Here is a 15504-nt window from a genome sequence, read left to right as displayed (position 1 = left end):
GCGGTGTACCCGGCCGACAGCGCGTTGTGGGTGCCCTTGTGGCTGGCGGAGCGAGGGGTGTGCAGCTGGCTGGCGGTCGGCGTGCGCGTACTGCGCGGTGGTGTTTCCTACCGGGACGGGCGGTTGCGGGTGGCCGCTCATTCGGCGGACTGGCTGCGCGATCGGGTGAAGGTGACGGGGGTCAAGGCGCGGCGCGCGGGATGGTGGCGGCCGAGCAGCCGGGCCCCTGCGCGGACACGCTCGGCTGGCCGGCGTCGCCGATGATCAGCTCCTCGCTCGTGCGGGAGCCGAGTGGAGCAGCGCGAGCAGCGCCAAGCAGGCGGATCCCTAGGCCTGGCGGTTCTCACCGCCGCCGCCACCCGTGCGGCGAACGACGGGAGTTCCCCGGCCGCCCTCGCCGCCGGCTACGACCGTGTTTTCCTCATCGCGGCCGGACTCGCATTGGCCATCGCAGCGGCCAGCCTGCTGCTGCCGCGCCACCGGAGCACCGCGACCGATTGAATCAAGGCACCTTGAGCTGGTGCGGGTAATGAAGTTTGGTGACGCGGTCCTACCTACCAGGAGTTCTGGATTATCTCGGTGTGACTCAGGGCGAGCGTCATCGACCCTGTCCACCTGCGCGGCCTGCGGATCCGGAGCGCCGCTTACTGAGCGGCTTCCGGCCATCACTGACCAAGTCGCCACGAATGAAACGCCGGTCGCGGGGTATGCGCACGGCATGACGACTTCGCCGTTCGAGCCGAATCCGGAAACGGGACATCAGGAGATCGCAGCCGCCGATCCCGGCCGGGGGGGGGCGCCTGGCACCGCCGACGGCTTCGGGTCCGGTGAGACCGGGCCGGATGTGATTCTTCCGAACGACGACGGCGAAGATGAGCCCGATGCGTGAGCACGGCTGATTCTCGACGTCGAGCTGCATTCGGCAATGTGGTACCGCTAGGTCGCCAACTCACTGGTAGCCGAGGCCTCTTTGCGGCTTCAGGATCTCTTGCCTACATCTACTTTGCCCCTGTGCGGTGACCGTGCCGTGGTCCTGAAGGGGTGAGTTTGACTAAGTCAACTTGACAGGGCCCCATCGTCCCGCGCTATTCGAACAAATGTTCGATTAGGTCCGGTTCGCTCGCGGCTTCCCCGCGTGAGCGTCTCCGGTGCGTGTTTTCGTCACGTAGGCAGTTTCGCCGGCGGCCGCCGGCGTTCCCGGCACGGCGATGGCGGTGACGCCCAGCGCGAGCGCCAGGCTGATCAGGGGGCGCAACAGTTTGACCACGGCGGTTCCTTCCGATCCTGCGGTATCAGATGGTGAGCAACCGGTCATTCCGGTTTCCGCTCGGCCACCTTCCGGAAGCAGCCACAACTCCACGGTTGCGGCCTGGGGTTCAGCATTTGCCTGATTTTTGTTGAATCCCCCGGTGGCAGGCCGTATACAGAAAGTGTGACGGGGGAGAGCGAGCCGGAGGTCACGGCCGACGTGCTGGGCACTCTGGTGGTCCGCGTGGACGGCGTACCGGTGTCGCTCGGGCACACCCGCCAGAAAGCGGTATTGGTGGTGCTGCTGACCGAGGCGGGTCAAGTGGTGCCGCCGGATCGGCTGATCGAGCGCGTGTGGGGCGAGCGTCCCCCCAGCCGGGCGCGTTCGGTGCTGCGGACCTACTTGTCCCACCTGCGTCGGGCCCTGGCTGGTACCGGCATCACAATCACGTGGCGGGGTACCGGTTACCTGGTGACCGCCGGTCCCGGGACCGTGGATCTGCACCGTTTCCGCCGATTGCTTACCGAGGCCCGCAGCACCGACGACCCTTGGCGTGCGTCGGCGTTGGCGGACGAAGCGCTGGGATTGTGGCGCGGCGAGCCCCTGGCGGAGCTGGACACCCCGTGGGCGCACTCGACGCGTGAACACCTGCGCCGGGAACATGCCGCGGCCCGGGCTGACTGGATCGACTGGGCGTTGACGTGCGGTCGGCACGGCGAACTGGTGCCCGAGCTGCTCACCCGCGCCACCGACGACCCGCTGGACGAACGCCTGGCCGGACAGCTGATGCTCGCGCTTTACTACGAGGGACGCCAGGCCGATGCGTTGGAGCACTACCAGCGCACCCGGCGGCAGCTGGCCGAAGAACTGGGTACCGACCCGGGCCCGGCATTGCAGGACCTGCACCACCGCATCCTTTCTGCGGACTCGAGCCTGGTCATTCCCGAGTCCCGGCCCGCGCGAGAGAGTGGCCCGGCCGCAGTGCCTCGGCAACTGCCCGCACCCCCGCTGCCGTTCGTCGGCCGCCGGGATGAGCTGGAGCACCTGGACGCGGTGTTCACCACGGCCGGGCCGGGCGCGACGGTGGTGATCTCGGCGATCGCGGGTGCCGGCGGTATCGGGAAGACCTGGCTGGCGCTGCACTGGGCCCATCGCCACATCGATGACTTCCCCGATGGACAGCTGTTTGTCGACCTGCGCGGGTTTAGCCCGGATGGTGAAGCGATGAACTCTGCCGCTGCGGTCCGCGGTTTCCTCGATGCACTGGGCGTCGAGCCTGGCCGTCTCCCGGCCGATCTGCATGCACAAGCCGCCCTGTTCCGGAGCCTGGTCGCGGGTAAGCGGATGCTGATCGTGCTCGACAACGCCGCCGACACCGGTCACGTCAGCGCCCTGCTGCCCGGCGGTCGCTCGTGCACGGTGCTGGTGACCAGCCGCAATCGCCTGACCGGCCTGGTCGCCGGCCATGGTGCCCAGCATTTCCCCCTGGACCTGCTCACCAAAGGCGAAGCACTCGCATTGCTGCGCTCCCGGCTCGGCGCCGACCGAGTCGATGCGGAGCCGGAAGCAGTGGCGGACCTGCTTGCTTCGTGCGGCCGCTTCCCGCTGGCTCTGGGTATCGCGGCCGGGCGCGCTCGCACCCAGCCCGCTCTGTCGCTGGCGTCGTTGGCGGCCGAGCTCGCCGAGCTGGGTCTGGGGGCGCTCGACTCGGACGATCCGGGAGCCAGCGTGCCCGCGGTGCTCTCCTGGTCGCTTCGAGCCCTGGCTCCGCAGGAGGCGACCGCATTCGCGCTGCTCAGTGCCGCTCCCGGCCCCGACATCGGGCTGCCCGCCGCTACCAGTCTCTTGGCGCTGTCGCCGGAGCAGACGCACAGAACGCTGCAGGCCCTGGTGGACGCCTCCCTGCTGGACCGGGACGTGCAGGGCCGCTACACCATGCACGACCTCATCCGCGCCTACGCGACCACTCTCACCTCCGCTGTGCCGGAGCCCGAACGTCAGGCAGCGCTGGACCGGGTGGTCGACTTCTACTTGCAGTCCGCCGTTAACGCCGACCGCCTCCTGGATCCCCACCGCGCGCCGATCCGGCTGGGCTCGCCCTCCTCAGGCGTGCGACCCCAGCCGATGGCGGATCTGCCGGACGCATTGGCCTGGCTGGACGTCCATCATCCGCACCTGCTCGCCGCCCAGCACGTCGCCGCTCGCCTGCACCGTGACCAGAAGGTGTGGCACCTGGCTTGGGCGTTGAGCACCTTCCATGGCAGGCGAGGGCACCGCCACGACAAGTTCGCCGTGTGGCGAGCCGCGCTGGACGCGGCCGGCCGGTTGCACGATCCGGTCGCCCGCATCTTCGCTCACCGCCTGCTCGGTAGTGCACACGCCGAACTTCAGCGGCACAGCAATGCCATCGAACACCTGCACCAGGCACTGGACTTGGCTCAGGCCCATGGCGACCGGCTTCAGCAGGCGCGCACGTATGACACGCTCGCGTGGGCTTGGGCCCGACAGGGAGATCCCGGGCTGGCGCTGGAAAACAGCAGATATGCGCTGGAACTCTTCCGTGCTCTCGAGCAGCCGGTCTGGGAGGCGAACGCGCTCAACACCGTCGGCTGGTACGCCGCACAGCTGGGCGACTACGACACCGCGCGCAACCATTGCGAGGCTGCCCTGACGCTGCACCGCCGCCACCAGGATCTGGATGGCGAAGCCGAAGCCCTGGACAGCCTCGGCTTCATCGACCACCACACCGGCCGTCACCACGAAGCCCTGAACTTCTACGAGCAATCCGTGGCCTTGTTCCGTGCCCTGGGTAATACTGTCGAGGTCGCCCGTGTCCTGGACGGCACCGGCCACCCTCACCTGGCCCTCGGCCGTCCCACGCTCGCCCTCCACGCCTGGCGGGAAGCCATGGAGCTGTACCGCGAACAAGGCCGTGACAGCGACGCCGAACGCATCCAGCGGCAACTCGACCATCTCGAAAACAGCGTTGCCGCCGGACACGACAGCGCGTGTTGAGTCCGACGCTTCCCCGGGGCGCGAGCGACGAGGGAGCGCACGCAAGGTGTGCGGCGGGCGCGATCACGTGGAGCTTGCTGAGGGAACCCACATCCACGGCAAAGGCGACGACCACCACCGGCGGCGCCCTGGTTGCTGATGCCGGCGGGGTCGAACCCGGTTCAGCCCGGGCTGCAGCAGGTCCCGTCGACGGAGCGCACCGAGAAGGTGGTGCCCTCGGTGGCCGGTTCGGTGGCCGAGCCGGCGTGCGAAGTACTTTCGGGTCCGGCGCCATCCGGACCACCTCGGCGGCGGTGTCGGTGAGCTGAGGAGTACGGGACACCGGGTGGTCGAGCAGGCCAGTCTTGCGCTGTGGACGACAGGCCCAGGGTATCGGGCCGACGTCGGACGGCGACGATCCGAGCGCCTTCTGGGACGTCGACCAGGCAGGTGCCGACGCCGATCACGGCCATCTGGAAGGTCGGCCTCGGTTCGCTGATCGCTTCGTCATCGCGTCCTTGTGTTTTCCGGCCTTCGCCAGGGCTGAAACCACTGACTCGATGGCTGCTCCCCTTGCGGTACTTCCCGGCAGGCATGAGATGGCGCGGTATACAGGTCGAGAGACCACGCCACCGGCCGGCGCGGCACATTACAGACTTGACGATCGGAGCCACGAACGGCGGGGCTACGCGCCGCCCAGCGGCCACGGGTCGGAGGTTGTGCGCAAGCCGTGATCACTGCGACGGCGCGGGAACCGACCGCGAGCAGTGGATTTAACGCAGATTGGGCGGATCCTGAATTGTGGATTGCCACAGTGGTTTCCACACCGCCTGGACAGGACAGGTCCAGGTGCTTTCGCGAAGGAGGCAATCGTGCACAAGTCGATCATGATGGCCGTCTCCGCCTCGGCGGCGGGCATCGCCTTGCTGGCGGGGACAAGCGCGGCTCATGCCGACGTTGCGCAGGCAGCGCCCGTCTCGACCGTGGCTGGCCCCGCCGCCGTTCTGCAGGCCGCCGCGGGGTACGAGTGGACGTACTACGACTGGTACTGGACCATCGGGAACTGCTCGTGGGCGGGGCGGCAGCTGATGCAGGGGGATCCGAGTATCGTCACGTACCGATGCGGGCAGAACGCCTACTCGACCTGGAATCTCGATCTCCTCAGGCGAAAGTAGCGGGCAAGGGCACGACGCCGGGCTACGGTGGGCGCACCGCCTTCGGTACGCCCACCTTTTGCCCCTTGCTCGTCTTCACGGTCCACGCGAGGCTCGCCACACGTGGCTGCGTGATGACGCGATCGGCGTGGTCAAGCGCAGTCAGCTGCTCAGAGCGGGCCTCGTCGTAGCCGGGTGGTGGCGCGGTCCCCGACATCCATCTTGACGTTAACCTGTTGAAGGCGAGGCCGCCGACGGACAGCAACCACATTCCTGACTGATGCCGCTGGCGATTCCAGCGTCTGGATCGTTACGATTGGAGGTTTTTCGTGCCCCTGTTTCATCCTGGATCAGACCCGCGCATCGAGCCAGCCCGGTTCGCGGCCGCACCATGGCGGCAGCTGCGCGCACTCCGGCATGCGCCGCCGGGATGGGCGGGTCGGGGAATGCGCAAAACCGTCTTCAACGCCGCCCTCGAACAAGCGGAACAGCTGTTCGCCGCCGCGGCCAATGTCGACTACGCCACTGGCCGGCTTCCAAGGGTCGCCCGAACCGCTGGGCCGTGCGGGGCCAGCCACGCGAGGGCGGCCAGCGGGTCGCCGAGGCAGGCCGTGCCGGTGCCTTCGGAGACCAGGCGGTCGTTCCGGTACATCCGCATGGCGACGTCGCGCGCCTCGAACGGCGAGGGTGAGTTCGCGGTCGGCCAGCACGAACAGCCCGCTGAAGGCGTTGTCGGCGACGGTGTCGGTGATCGTGATGCCCCAGTCCGAGACGCGGCTGTCGACGATTTCGAGCGCGGCGCGGGCATGGTCCACGGCGGCCCGGACCCGGTCGTCGGTCAGTTCGCCGTCGAGGTCCTCGCCAGGACGAACGCGATCTCCGCTTCGACCTTGGGTTGCAGCAGCCGGTCCGAAGGCACCTCGGCGGTGCCGGAGACGTCCATGTCCGTGAACAGCACACCGAAGTCGGGCTGACCGACCCCGAGCTGCCGCTGGACGGCGGGCGAGGTCAGACCGATCTTGCGGCCGACGATCTGCGCGCCGCCCTCCAGCCGTTGCCGGACCAGCTCGTCGTGCGCCGAGTAGGCCAGGTCGACGTCCGTCGAGCCCAGGATGTCCCGCACGGGCGCGACCGGACGGCCGGTGCGTCCGGCGAGCCGGAGCCGGGCGGCGGCCTCCGCCACTGCCTTGATGGCCGTTGATACCGTCCCGGTCACCGGCCCAGCGCCGTCGTCACGGCGAACCCGGCGATCTAAGCCGGGATCGCCTCGTAGAAGCGCAACTTCAGGTCGTAGGCGCCGGTGGCGGCCAAGGACGCGTACGCCGCGATCCAGGTGCGGACCTCGTGGGGTATCTGCGCGGAGTACCGGAGTTGGAAACGCGTCTGGCGACCGCAACCCCCGATCAACGCGCGATCGTGCTGTGCGCCATCGACGCCAGACTTGCTGGACATGGGCCCTGGATGCCGTCGTCATTGCTCGAGCACGGCGCACCGCACTACATGTCCTCACGCGACCGTACCAATCTCCCACCCACCTGGTTCGCCGATGCGATCGCCGAGCTAACTCGCCGCGGCGCCGGCGACGCGAGTCTGCTGTTTGCGCGCCAAGCCGGGAAAGAAACGGAACCCGCGGGCGACGTTCTCCGGCTGGCCGAGCACCTGGAACGACGGTATATCACCGACGTCGACCACCCACCACTGCCGAAACCACATGCCTGGCCGACTCTGGTTGCGTTTGCCGCACCAGAGAGTCTGCTGGCCTTGGCTCGGGGATGCTGGCGCAGGCAGTTGCTGAAGCTGGGCTGCCAGTTCTACCTCCGCGCGATCGCTATCGGCGACGTGTCGGCCCGACATGAGTTCGCGGATCGGCTTCGCCGAGCGCGCAGGGTCGATGACGCCCTTGAGCAACTCGGCGTACTGATCCGAGATGGCGACGCCACGGCGACCACGGAAACGGCCACGATTCTGCTGGCCGAGAACCGTCCAGACGAGGCCATCGAACTGCTGAAGCCGTGGGTCGCCCGTGAACGTCGCGAGGCGCTGGCGCTTACAGCGATGGCACACTCCAAGCGTGCGGAACGTGCGGGGCCTGGCCGCGCTCTGCACCAGGGGGCGGCTGTCTGACGTTTTCGATGATCGGGACCGTGCCCTGGAGCTGTACCGCAACCTGGGGGAACAGGGAGACCTGTCAGCGGCCCTGGCTTACGCCGATATGCGCGCAGACGACCCCCGCGAGCCCGAAGCTGAACGATGCGCGGCAGCAGCCACCTGGCTGCTGCGCCTCGCCGACGAACACGGCATGGAACCAATCATCGTCGCTGCCGAACTCTTGGTCCGCGCACATGGCCCCCAGGCGGCCCTGGAGATGCTCCAACAGCGCGCCGCGGGCGAAGGCGACCACGCCTGCTACCTGGTGGGAGCACAAATCCTCGCCGACCATGAACGCGACGAGGAAGCACTGGAATGGGTGGCCTCCGCCGTCGAAAACCATGTACCGGGCGCCCCGACGCAAGCGGCGAAGATGTTCGCCGACGCCGGACTGTTCCCCATCGCTCTCGACTATGCAGAGCAAGCCGCGACCTCCGCGGACTGCGCAGCTTTCATCGAGGTCGGCCACGCGTTCGCCGCCCAGCGGCTGCCGCAGCGGGCGCTGGAGTGTTTCCGTCGTGCAGCCGAGAACGGCGACGATTCGGCGTGGGCCAAAGCTGCACGCACGGCCGCCGAAGCCGGATGGCTCGACGATGCGACCGGCCTGGCCCGGCGAGCGCAACGCGCAACGGGATCCCCTGACGCCCACCTCGTCCGTGATGTCGTTGTAGCACTGTGTCGGACAGGCCGAGCCAACGACGCCATCTGCTGGTATCTGCAGAACGCCGACACCGGCGCCCGTGACATTCTCGTACCCATCAGCAAATCTCTCCACGGGTACTCGGCGCTGAACCGGTCGAACTCACGGTTCAGGTCCTCGTCGCGGGCTTGATAGTCAACGGCGATCGACGATCTGGCGATCAGGTCGGCGGCGTCGAGCACGCCGGCGACCGCGTGCACGATCGCCGCGTACCGGGCTGGCGGTACGTCGAACGGCAGCCGCACCCGAAACTCACGCGATTCCACGTGCTCAACGGTGCCTGTACCACATCGGCGACACAAACCTCCGATCGGACGGTCTTCATCGAACGTAGCTCCGCTCAGGATGGACACTGTGTACTCCGGCCGCCGGGAGAAAAAGCGGGATCGCTGCTCCCGCGGAGCCCAGAGATACGGCGCAGAAGCCGCGTAGTCGGTACTGGTCGTGTCACCCGGGTTTAGCGGCGTCGACGGCCGAGCAGCCGGGCCGTGAGGTGCTGGCCAATCCCAACGCCGCCGCCGACGAGAACGGCGTAGCCGACCGCACGCAGGACGTCCGGGCATCGTTGCTGTCGTGGGCCCGGGGTCGGTGTGGGTTCGGGAAAAGCGTCGGTGGCGCTGTCGGGACGGGGAAGCCGGTGGGTGGCGTGCGCGACGTTGGTCAAGCGGTCGGCGACCGGCTGGCCTTCCCAGGCCAGTACTTCGATGGGGCCGAGGTCGGTAAGCGCGGCGAGGCGGTGGTCGGCGGAGGCGACCAGCCAGCAGCATCGGCCCAGTGAGTCGTGGACGCGGCGCGCGTGCGCGAGCAGTGCGTCCTCGGCCGCGTCCGGGCTGGGTGCGACGGTCAGGGAGGCCACGCGGTGCTCGGCCAGGATCGACGCGAGCGGGTCGCCGGTCTCGCTGGTGGTGGCGAAGGCAGCAATGGCGTGATGGACGGGGCCTGCCGCGGTCAGCAGGGCAGCCAGGCGGGCACGTAACAGCCGCGGCCGCAGGCTGATCGCGCCGAAGAAGTTCTCGCTGTCGATCAGCAGAGATCCTGCGCCGTCTGGAGATGTGAGGTAGTCCGACCCATCGGAAGTCCCTGGCGAAGCCGACTTCGGTTACCACGGCTGAGCGATACTGCCATCGGCGTTCAGGCCCCACCGAAGAAGCTGCTGAGTATCGACGTCCGGCCCCCAGTCTTCATCGGGCAGCATGGCGACCAAAACTTCAGGCGAGGCCGTGCCAGCATGAATTTCCTGCCACAATTTGTCGACCACGCCCTGTCTGGCCAGTATCCTGGCCAGCCGCGAGGCGGCGCGCGCGTCGCCGTTGTCGGCGCGGGCGCGGAGTTCGTCGAGTTTGTCCTGTTCGGCTAGCAGCTCGGCCAGCTGCATGGCGGCGAAACCGTCGTTGTGGTTGTCGGCGTAGACACGCAGTAGCGCCTCTGCCTGGTCAAGCTTGCCCTGTTCGGCCAGTATCTTGGCCAGCCGCCAAGCGGCGCGCGCGTCGCCGTTGTCGGCGCGGGCGCGGAGTTCGCCAAGTTTGCCCTGTTCGGCTAGCAGGTTGGCCAGCTGCATGGCGGCGAAGAGGTCGTTGTCGGTGTGGAGACGCAGTCGCTTCTCTGCTTGGTCGAGTTTGCCCCGCTCGCCCAACACAATGGCCAGCTGTATGGCGGCGTGCCTGTCGCCGTTGTCGGCATGGACGCACAGTAGCGCCTCCGCTTGGTCGAGTTCGCCCTGCTCGCTCAGTATTCTGGCCAGCCGTATGGCGGCGTGTGTGTCGCCGTTGTCGGCGCGGGTGCGCAGTTCGTCGAGCTTGTCCTGCTCGCTCAACACCTCGGCCAGCTGTATGGCGGCGTGTGTGTCGCCGTTGTCGGCGCGGGTGCGCAGTTCGTCGAGCTTGTCCTGCTCGCTCAACACCTCGGCCAGCTGTATGGCGGCGTGTGTGTCGCCGTTGTCGGCGCGGGTGCGCAGTTCGTCGAGCTTGTCCTGCTCGCTCAACACCTCGGCCAGCTGTATGGCGGCGTGTGTGTCGCCGTTGTCGGCGCGGGTGCGCAGTTCGTCGAGTTTGCCCTGTTCGGCCAGGAGGTTGGTCAGCCGCGCGGCCGCGTGTGTGTCGCCGTTGTCGGCGCGGGCGCGCAGTTCGTCGAGCTTGCCCTGCCTTACCAGCAGGTCGGCCAGGTGCATGGCGGCGAACATGTCGTTGTCGGCGCGGATGCTCATTAGCGCCGCCGCTTGGTCGAGCTTGCCCTGCTCGACCAGCAGGTCGGCCAGGTGCATGGCGGCAAAGATGTCGTTGTCGGCGCGGATGCTCAGTAGCGCCGCCGCTTGGTCGAGCTTGCCCTGCTCGACCAGCAGGTCGGCCAGCCGCATGGCGGCTGCCCTGTCCCCGGTGTCGCCGTGGATACGGCCTATTCGGATGGCTAGGGCGTACTGCATGCGACGGGTGGCGTTGCTGATCAGGCGTTGCAGGTCGTCGGGGTCGTGGACGTGGTGTGCCAGGGCGAGCCAGGTAGCTTCGGGGAGCAACTCGCTGCGGCGCAATCGGAGCAGGTCTTGCAGGAGGTAGTCGGCGACGGTGTAGCCGACGACGGTGCGTCGTTCGTGGTCGGCCACAGTGACGAGGGGAGCGGTGGCGGCGTCGTCACGTCGGTCACTGCGGGTTAGCGCGGGCAGGGCCTGGCCGAACCAGGCGTCATCGGTATGCACGGCGGTGAGATAGCCGCGGGCGGCGGCGCGCAGCAGATCAATGGTCAGGACACTTTGGATGCCCATGCGGCGGGCGTCGACCGCGGCGTGGATCACGGCTTGATGTTCGGGGAGTGCTTCGCGGTAGCGACGCAGAATGGCAGGCACGCCGGCGAGGGTCTCGGTGACGTTGTAGTCGCGGTGGGCCACCGCGGTGGCCAGCCGCGGATCGCGAGCGGCGAGTCGGGCCGCGGCTTCCCTCTCGGTGTCGCTGAACGAGGAGACGGTCAGGTGACGGGTGACCAGGTCGAGGATGTCGACTGCCTGCGGATAGCGGCGGCGGGTCGTCTGAGTGTCGGGATCCGTGGTTGTGGCGCGCAGCTGGTAGGCGTAGTCCGGCCAGAGGGTCCCAAGCACGACCACGGGAGTGTCGCCATCGAGCAGGTGACGGACCGCGGTCGCGGTCAGCGGCGTGTGCCCGGTGGCCTGGTCGGTAGTGAAGTACGGGCCGGGCAGGAAACGCTGCAGCTCGTCCAGCCACACAATCAGCGGCTCGCGTGGCCCGTCGGCGGCCAGGGCGTTGACCAGCCCCCCATCTCCTAGATCTGGAATCACCGCGCGGTAGTCGCCCAGTTCGTGGCGAGCGGCTTCGAACAGCAGCCGAGTCTTGCCCACACTCGAGGTGCCGACCAGCAGCAGAAACCCACCTTCCTGGCGTGCCTGCCGGACCCACCGCAGCACGTCGGGCCAGAGGTCGCGTTCGATGAACAGCGGAAGGTTCGGATCCAGGGCCGGCTCGCTGGTGCGCCACGGCGCCCACAGCACCCGCCGAACGGGCCCTCCAGGCTGCGGGGGTGCTTCGATCGCGGCGTGCACCCGCGCCTGTCGCGGTGAGACCGACCTCATCCGCGGCAACCCTTGCGTCGGTCCCAGGTGAGCGCGCAGGCGACGACCAGCGTCTTGGCGAGGGTCGAGCGGATCGGAGGTGGTGCCGGCCAGCCGACTGGCCTGGCGCATCTGCGCCACCCCGAGCACGATTGACCACAGCAGCGACAGCCCGCCGATCACCATGCCGATTACGCTGGCCCGCTGGTCCTTGTCCGACCAGCCCAGGCGCAGATACTCGCCCACCAGCTTTTGCAGCGGCGGCAGCCACCACGGGGCGGTCAAGCCAGCCACACCCAGGCACGCGAACAGGACAACTCGCCGCCACAGCCGGCCGCTCTCGAGACGTCCCCTCACAACCACGCCCTGCCTTACCGTCAACTTGGGCCACCTGCCTCGGCGTCCTGAACGCCGAGGAGCTCAGCAGGGTACCCCTCGTCAGACCATCCACCTCATTGACCGAGGTCTTTCACCGATCCTTCTGCGCGTCGCCGCGCTGCTGCTGGCCGTCGTCAACCGGTGAAGACGTTGCCGGCGCTGACCGACCCATGACCGTGCCGACTTCGACACTGATCAAGGCCAGCTTGCCGCCGCATCCACCAGCCACCCAGGTCACCATGCGAAGGACCTAGCGCCAAGGCGAATCGGCACGTGCGCCGTTTCGCGCGCCTTCGCTCCCTCCCCCCCACGCCATCCAGGTCACGATTGTGAAGATTTGTTCACCGAAGGTGTCCTCTGGGCCAGACGTCGGACGGTGGAGCAGGAATGCGACAGACCTCCATTCAGGTTGGTTGCGCTGCTCGTGACTCCCGCTTGCGGGGGGGTGTCCCTATGGGGTTTGTCAAGCCGCAGCGGGGGCCGGTGTTGGTTCGGGGTGGCGGTAGTGGGTGCCGTTGCGGAGCATGGCGTAGAGGACGTCGCAGCGTCGGCGGGCCAGGCAGATGTGGGCGGCGTTGTGCTTCTTGCCCTCGGCCCTCTTCCTGTCGTAGTAGGCCCGGCTGGTCGGGTCGGACAGGGCCGCGAACGCGGCGAGGAAGAACGCGCGTTTGAGCTGGCGGTTGCCAGTCCGGGCGGGATGCTCGCCCTTGATGCTGGTGCCGGAGCTGCGGGTGACCGGTGCGATCCCGGCATAGGCAGCCAGATGCCCGGAACTGGCGAAGTTTCAGGCGTAGCCGACTTCGAGCAGGATGCGGGCTGCGGTCCTGACGCCGATGCCGGGCATCGAGGTCAGGACCCCGGCAAGAGGGTGCGCATCAAGTATCCCCTCCACCTGCTCGGCGACCTGTTTCCGCTGCAGGAGCACGGTTTTCAAGCTGTCCGCCAGTCGTGGCAAGACCGTGTCCGCGGCGGCGGTGCCCGGGACGGTGACGGTCTGCTCGCCGAGCGCGGTCATGATCGCCTCGACCAGCCGCTCGCCCATGCGCGGCGCATGAACCTGGGCGATCGCGGTGAGTTTGCGGCGGCTGGCCTTGGCGATGCCGGCCGGGCCGCCGCAACGGGACAGGATTTCCAGCACTGCGGGGTGGTTCACCTTGGGGCCGATGGCGTGTTCGAGGGTGGGGTGGATGCCGGTGAGCAGGCCGCGGATCCGGTTGGCGATGCGGGTGGCTTCGCCGGCCAGGTCGTCGTCGAACCCGACCAGCACCTCCAGCTCGGCCAGGGCTTCGTCGCCGACGTCGACGGGCCGGAGTGTGTGGGGCAGGGATCGTGCGGCGTCGGCGATGATGAACGCGTCCCGGGCATCGGTCTTGGCGCGGCCGGGGTAGAGGTCGGCGATGCGGCGCATCGCCAGGCCGGGCAGGTAGGTCACCTGATGCCCGGCAGCGCGGGCGACCGCGACGGGCAGTGCCCCGATCGTGGCCGGTTGGTCGACCACGACCAGCAGCGGACCATGCCCGGCGAGCTTGTCGAACAGCGCCTTCAGTTTCGGTTCGGTGTTGGGCAGCGGCCCGTCATGCAGCCGGTTGCCTTCCGGATCGAGGCCGACCGCGTGGTGGGCGTCTTTGCCGACATCCAGACCGAGGAACACCCCGAAGCTGCTGCTCATCCACCCTGCCGTTCGTTCGCCGCGACGTGGTCACCGAGTCTGGCATCGAGCGCCGGCACCCACGTTACGACTGTGATGATCAAGGGGTGCCGCCGCGGGCCGTGGCCTGACCCGCGTTACGACTGACCGATGTGTCGTTGTCTCGATCCGTCGGCTCGGTCCCGGGGCGGTGCTTGCTGCCGCCGGGCTGGTGGGGCGTGTCCCGATAGGGGCTTTGCCGCACTGCGCATCTTCACAGTCTTGACCGCCTGATCAGCCCGGCGTCGGCCAAGTCCCCGGCGTTTCGATCAGAGCAGGAGCCAGCAGACCGTGCTCAGCACTCCGCATCCCTCCTCTCAGCACCAGGTCCGCGACGGCCAGGAGGTGATCGTGGGAGTCGATACCCATAAGGACTTTCACGTCGCCGCCGTCATCAGCGCGCTGGGCGTCTTGCTGGCCAGCAAGACTTTTCCGACCACGCGAGCCGGGTATCAGGCTCTGGTGAAGTGGGCGTGCGAGTTTGGCGTCGTGCGGCAGGCGGGCGTGGAGTGCACGGGCTCCTACGGAGCAGCGCTCGCCCGCCACCTGGCCGCCGCTGACATCGAGGTGTTCGAGGTCAACCAGCCGGACAAGGCCACCCGCCGGCGCCGCGGCAAGAACGACACCATCGACGCCGAGTCCGCCGCCCGCTCCGTGCTAAACGGGCAGGCCAGCGCACTGGCCAAAGGCGGCCAGGGGCCAGTCGAGATGCTGCGCATGTTCAAGCTGGCCAAGACCTCGGCCCTCAAGTCCCGGACCCAGGCCATCAACCAGCTCAAGGCCCTCCTGGTCTCCGCCGACCCCGCGCTGCGCGACGAACTGCGCGACCTCAGCACCACCAAACTCGTGCAGCGATGCATCAACTGGGCGCCCACCACACCATGCGACACCACTACGGCTACCCGGTTCACTCTGCGCCTGCTCGCACGCCGGATCGACCGGCTTAGCCAGGAGATCGCCGACCTCAACGCCCAGACCGCCGCGGTCCTGGCCAGCCACAACCCCGCCATGCTCGACTCCTACGGGGTCGGGCCCGACACGGCCGCCACGCTCCTCATCGCCGCCGGCGACAACCCCGAACGACTGCGAAGCGAACCATCCTTCGCCGCACTGTGCGGCGTCAGCCCGGTGGAAGCATCCTCGGGCAGAACACAACGCCACCGGCTCAACCGCGGCGGCGACCGCCAGGCCAACTCCGCTCTGCGCAGCATCGTGCTGGTGCGCCTGCGCTGGGACCAGCGCACCCGCGACTACATCGACCGACGCGTTTCCGAGGGCAAGACCAAACGCGAAGCCGTCCGGTGCCTCAAACGCTACATCGCCCGCGAGCTCTACCGGGTCATCACTACGCCCGGTCCTCAGGCTGCGCCAGAAGACCAAGCTGCTTGACGAACAATAGGGGCATCGAGACCTACCAGTCGGTGGCCGTGTCCCTATTAGCGGTCGGTCGATGCCACCAGGCCCGGTGACACCACCCCCCGGATCATGCGAGCGACTGGGGGCGTAAGTCATACCGAGCCTGGTGACCACAGCTCCTTGATCAGGAACTACGAAAACGGTAACGGGGGAAGCCTTCTCTCTCCATGCTGGCCCCACCCACAGTTCGTTTCCTCCGCCTACCCTGATCAGCGAGTTCTGCGC

At 68.1% G+C, this 15504-nt stretch carries 12 protein-coding genes and 2 pseudogenes; 8 read left to right on the top strand and 6 right to left on the bottom strand.

Features of this window, described 5'->3' with window-relative positions; translation table 11 throughout:
- From IE317_RS44885 to IE317_RS37715, 5 genes and pseudogenes are all read left to right on the top strand, one after another.
- A pseudogene (locus tag IE317_RS44885) lies at positions 1-264 on the top strand (hypothetical protein); the annotation flags it as partial.
- A 27-nt stretch (positions 265-291) separates the two neighbouring features.
- The gene (locus tag IE317_RS37730; RefSeq protein ID WP_191316152.1) at positions 292-501 is read left to right on the top strand and encodes a hypothetical protein; all 210 of its coding nucleotides are present in this window, start codon (positions 292-294) and stop codon (positions 499-501) included.
- A gap of 217 nt (positions 502-718) precedes the next feature.
- Positions 719-889 carry a hypothetical protein gene (locus IE317_RS37725; RefSeq protein WP_191316151.1) on the top strand — a complete coding sequence of 57 codons (171 nt, stop codon included), beginning with the start codon at positions 719-721 and terminating at the stop codon, positions 887-889.
- Between the two features lie 543 nt (positions 890-1432).
- Complete coding sequence (locus tag IE317_RS37720) at positions 1433-4264, top strand: AfsR/SARP family transcriptional regulator (RefSeq protein WP_229903128.1); 2832 nt, start codon at positions 1433-1435, stop codon at positions 4262-4264.
- Positions 4265-5115: 851 nt separating this feature from the next.
- Entirely contained in the window at positions 5116-5418 is a 303-nt protein-coding gene (locus IE317_RS37715; protein ID WP_191316150.1) for a hypothetical protein, read from the top strand.
- Between the two features lie 329 nt (positions 5419-5747).
- On the opposite strand, the gene IE317_RS37710 is transcribed toward IE317_RS37715, so the two are convergent.
- A complete protein-coding gene (locus tag IE317_RS37710; RefSeq protein WP_191316149.1) occupies positions 5748-6212 on the bottom strand; it encodes a hypothetical protein in 465 nt (154 codons plus the stop codon).
- Positions 6213-6235: 23 nt separating this feature from the next.
- Positions 6236-6613 (bottom strand): hypothetical protein, encoded by a 378-nt coding sequence (locus IE317_RS37705; protein WP_191316148.1) that lies wholly within the window; start codon positions 6611-6613, stop codon positions 6236-6238.
- Between the two features lie 128 nt (positions 6614-6741).
- Between IE317_RS37705 and IE317_RS37700 the strand changes: the two genes are divergently transcribed.
- Both IE317_RS37700 and IE317_RS37695 read left to right on the top strand, forming a co-directional pair.
- The gene (locus IE317_RS37700) at positions 6742-7521 is read left to right on the top strand and encodes a hypothetical protein (RefSeq protein WP_191316147.1); all 780 of its coding nucleotides are present in this window, start codon (positions 6742-6744) and stop codon (positions 7519-7521) included.
- Positions 7469-8377 (top strand): hypothetical protein, encoded by a 909-nt coding sequence (locus tag IE317_RS37695; protein ID WP_191316146.1) that lies wholly within the window; start codon positions 7469-7471, stop codon positions 8375-8377. Before IE317_RS37700 ends, IE317_RS37695 begins: the two co-directional genes overlap by 53 nt.
- Positions 8378-8702: 325 nt before the next feature.
- Here the strand turns inward: IE317_RS37695 and IE317_RS37690 are convergent, their stop codons facing one another.
- From IE317_RS37690 to IE317_RS37675, 4 genes and pseudogenes are all read right to left on the bottom strand, one after another.
- The gene (locus IE317_RS37690) at positions 8703-9101 is read right to left on the bottom strand and encodes a hypothetical protein (RefSeq protein ID WP_191316145.1); all 399 of its coding nucleotides are present in this window, start codon (positions 9099-9101) and stop codon (positions 8703-8705) included.
- A gap of 243 nt (positions 9102-9344) precedes the next feature.
- Positions 9345-12083, bottom strand: coding sequence for a hypothetical protein (locus tag IE317_RS37685; protein WP_191316144.1), 2739 nt, complete (start codon positions 12081-12083; stop codon positions 9345-9347).
- Positions 12084-12267: 184 nt separating this feature from the next.
- Positions 12268-12417, bottom strand: coding sequence for a hypothetical protein (locus tag IE317_RS37680; RefSeq protein WP_191316143.1), 150 nt, complete (start codon positions 12415-12417; stop codon positions 12268-12270).
- A gap of 222 nt (positions 12418-12639) precedes the next feature.
- Positions 12640-13845, bottom strand: a pseudogene (locus IE317_RS37675) (IS110 family transposase).
- Positions 13846-14154: 309 nt separating this feature from the next.
- On the opposite strand from IE317_RS37675, the gene IE317_RS37670 reads away from it, so the two are divergent.
- The gene (locus IE317_RS37670) at positions 14155-15252 is read left to right on the top strand and encodes an IS110 family transposase (RefSeq protein ID WP_191316142.1); all 1098 of its coding nucleotides are present in this window, start codon (positions 14155-14157) and stop codon (positions 15250-15252) included.
- Positions 15253-15504: the final 252 nt, after the last annotated feature.

The sequence above is a fragment of the Amycolatopsis bullii genome, assembly GCF_014654205.1.
Lineage (GTDB): Bacteria > Actinomycetota > Actinomycetes > Mycobacteriales > Pseudonocardiaceae > Amycolatopsis > Amycolatopsis plumensis.
The sequence above is the reverse complement of the archived record's forward strand: the minus strand, read 5'-3'. Positions and strand labels throughout refer to the sequence as shown.

Excerpts from the sequence above, each read along its gene's own strand:
- IE317_RS37725 (WP_191316151.1), top strand. The coding sequence starts at position 719 with ATGACGACTTCGCCGTTCGAGCCGAATCCGGAAACGGGACATCAGGAG.
- IE317_RS37680 (WP_191316143.1), bottom strand. The coding sequence starts at position 12,417 with ATGGTGACCTGGGTGGCTGGTGGATGCGGCGGCAAGCTGGCCTTGATC.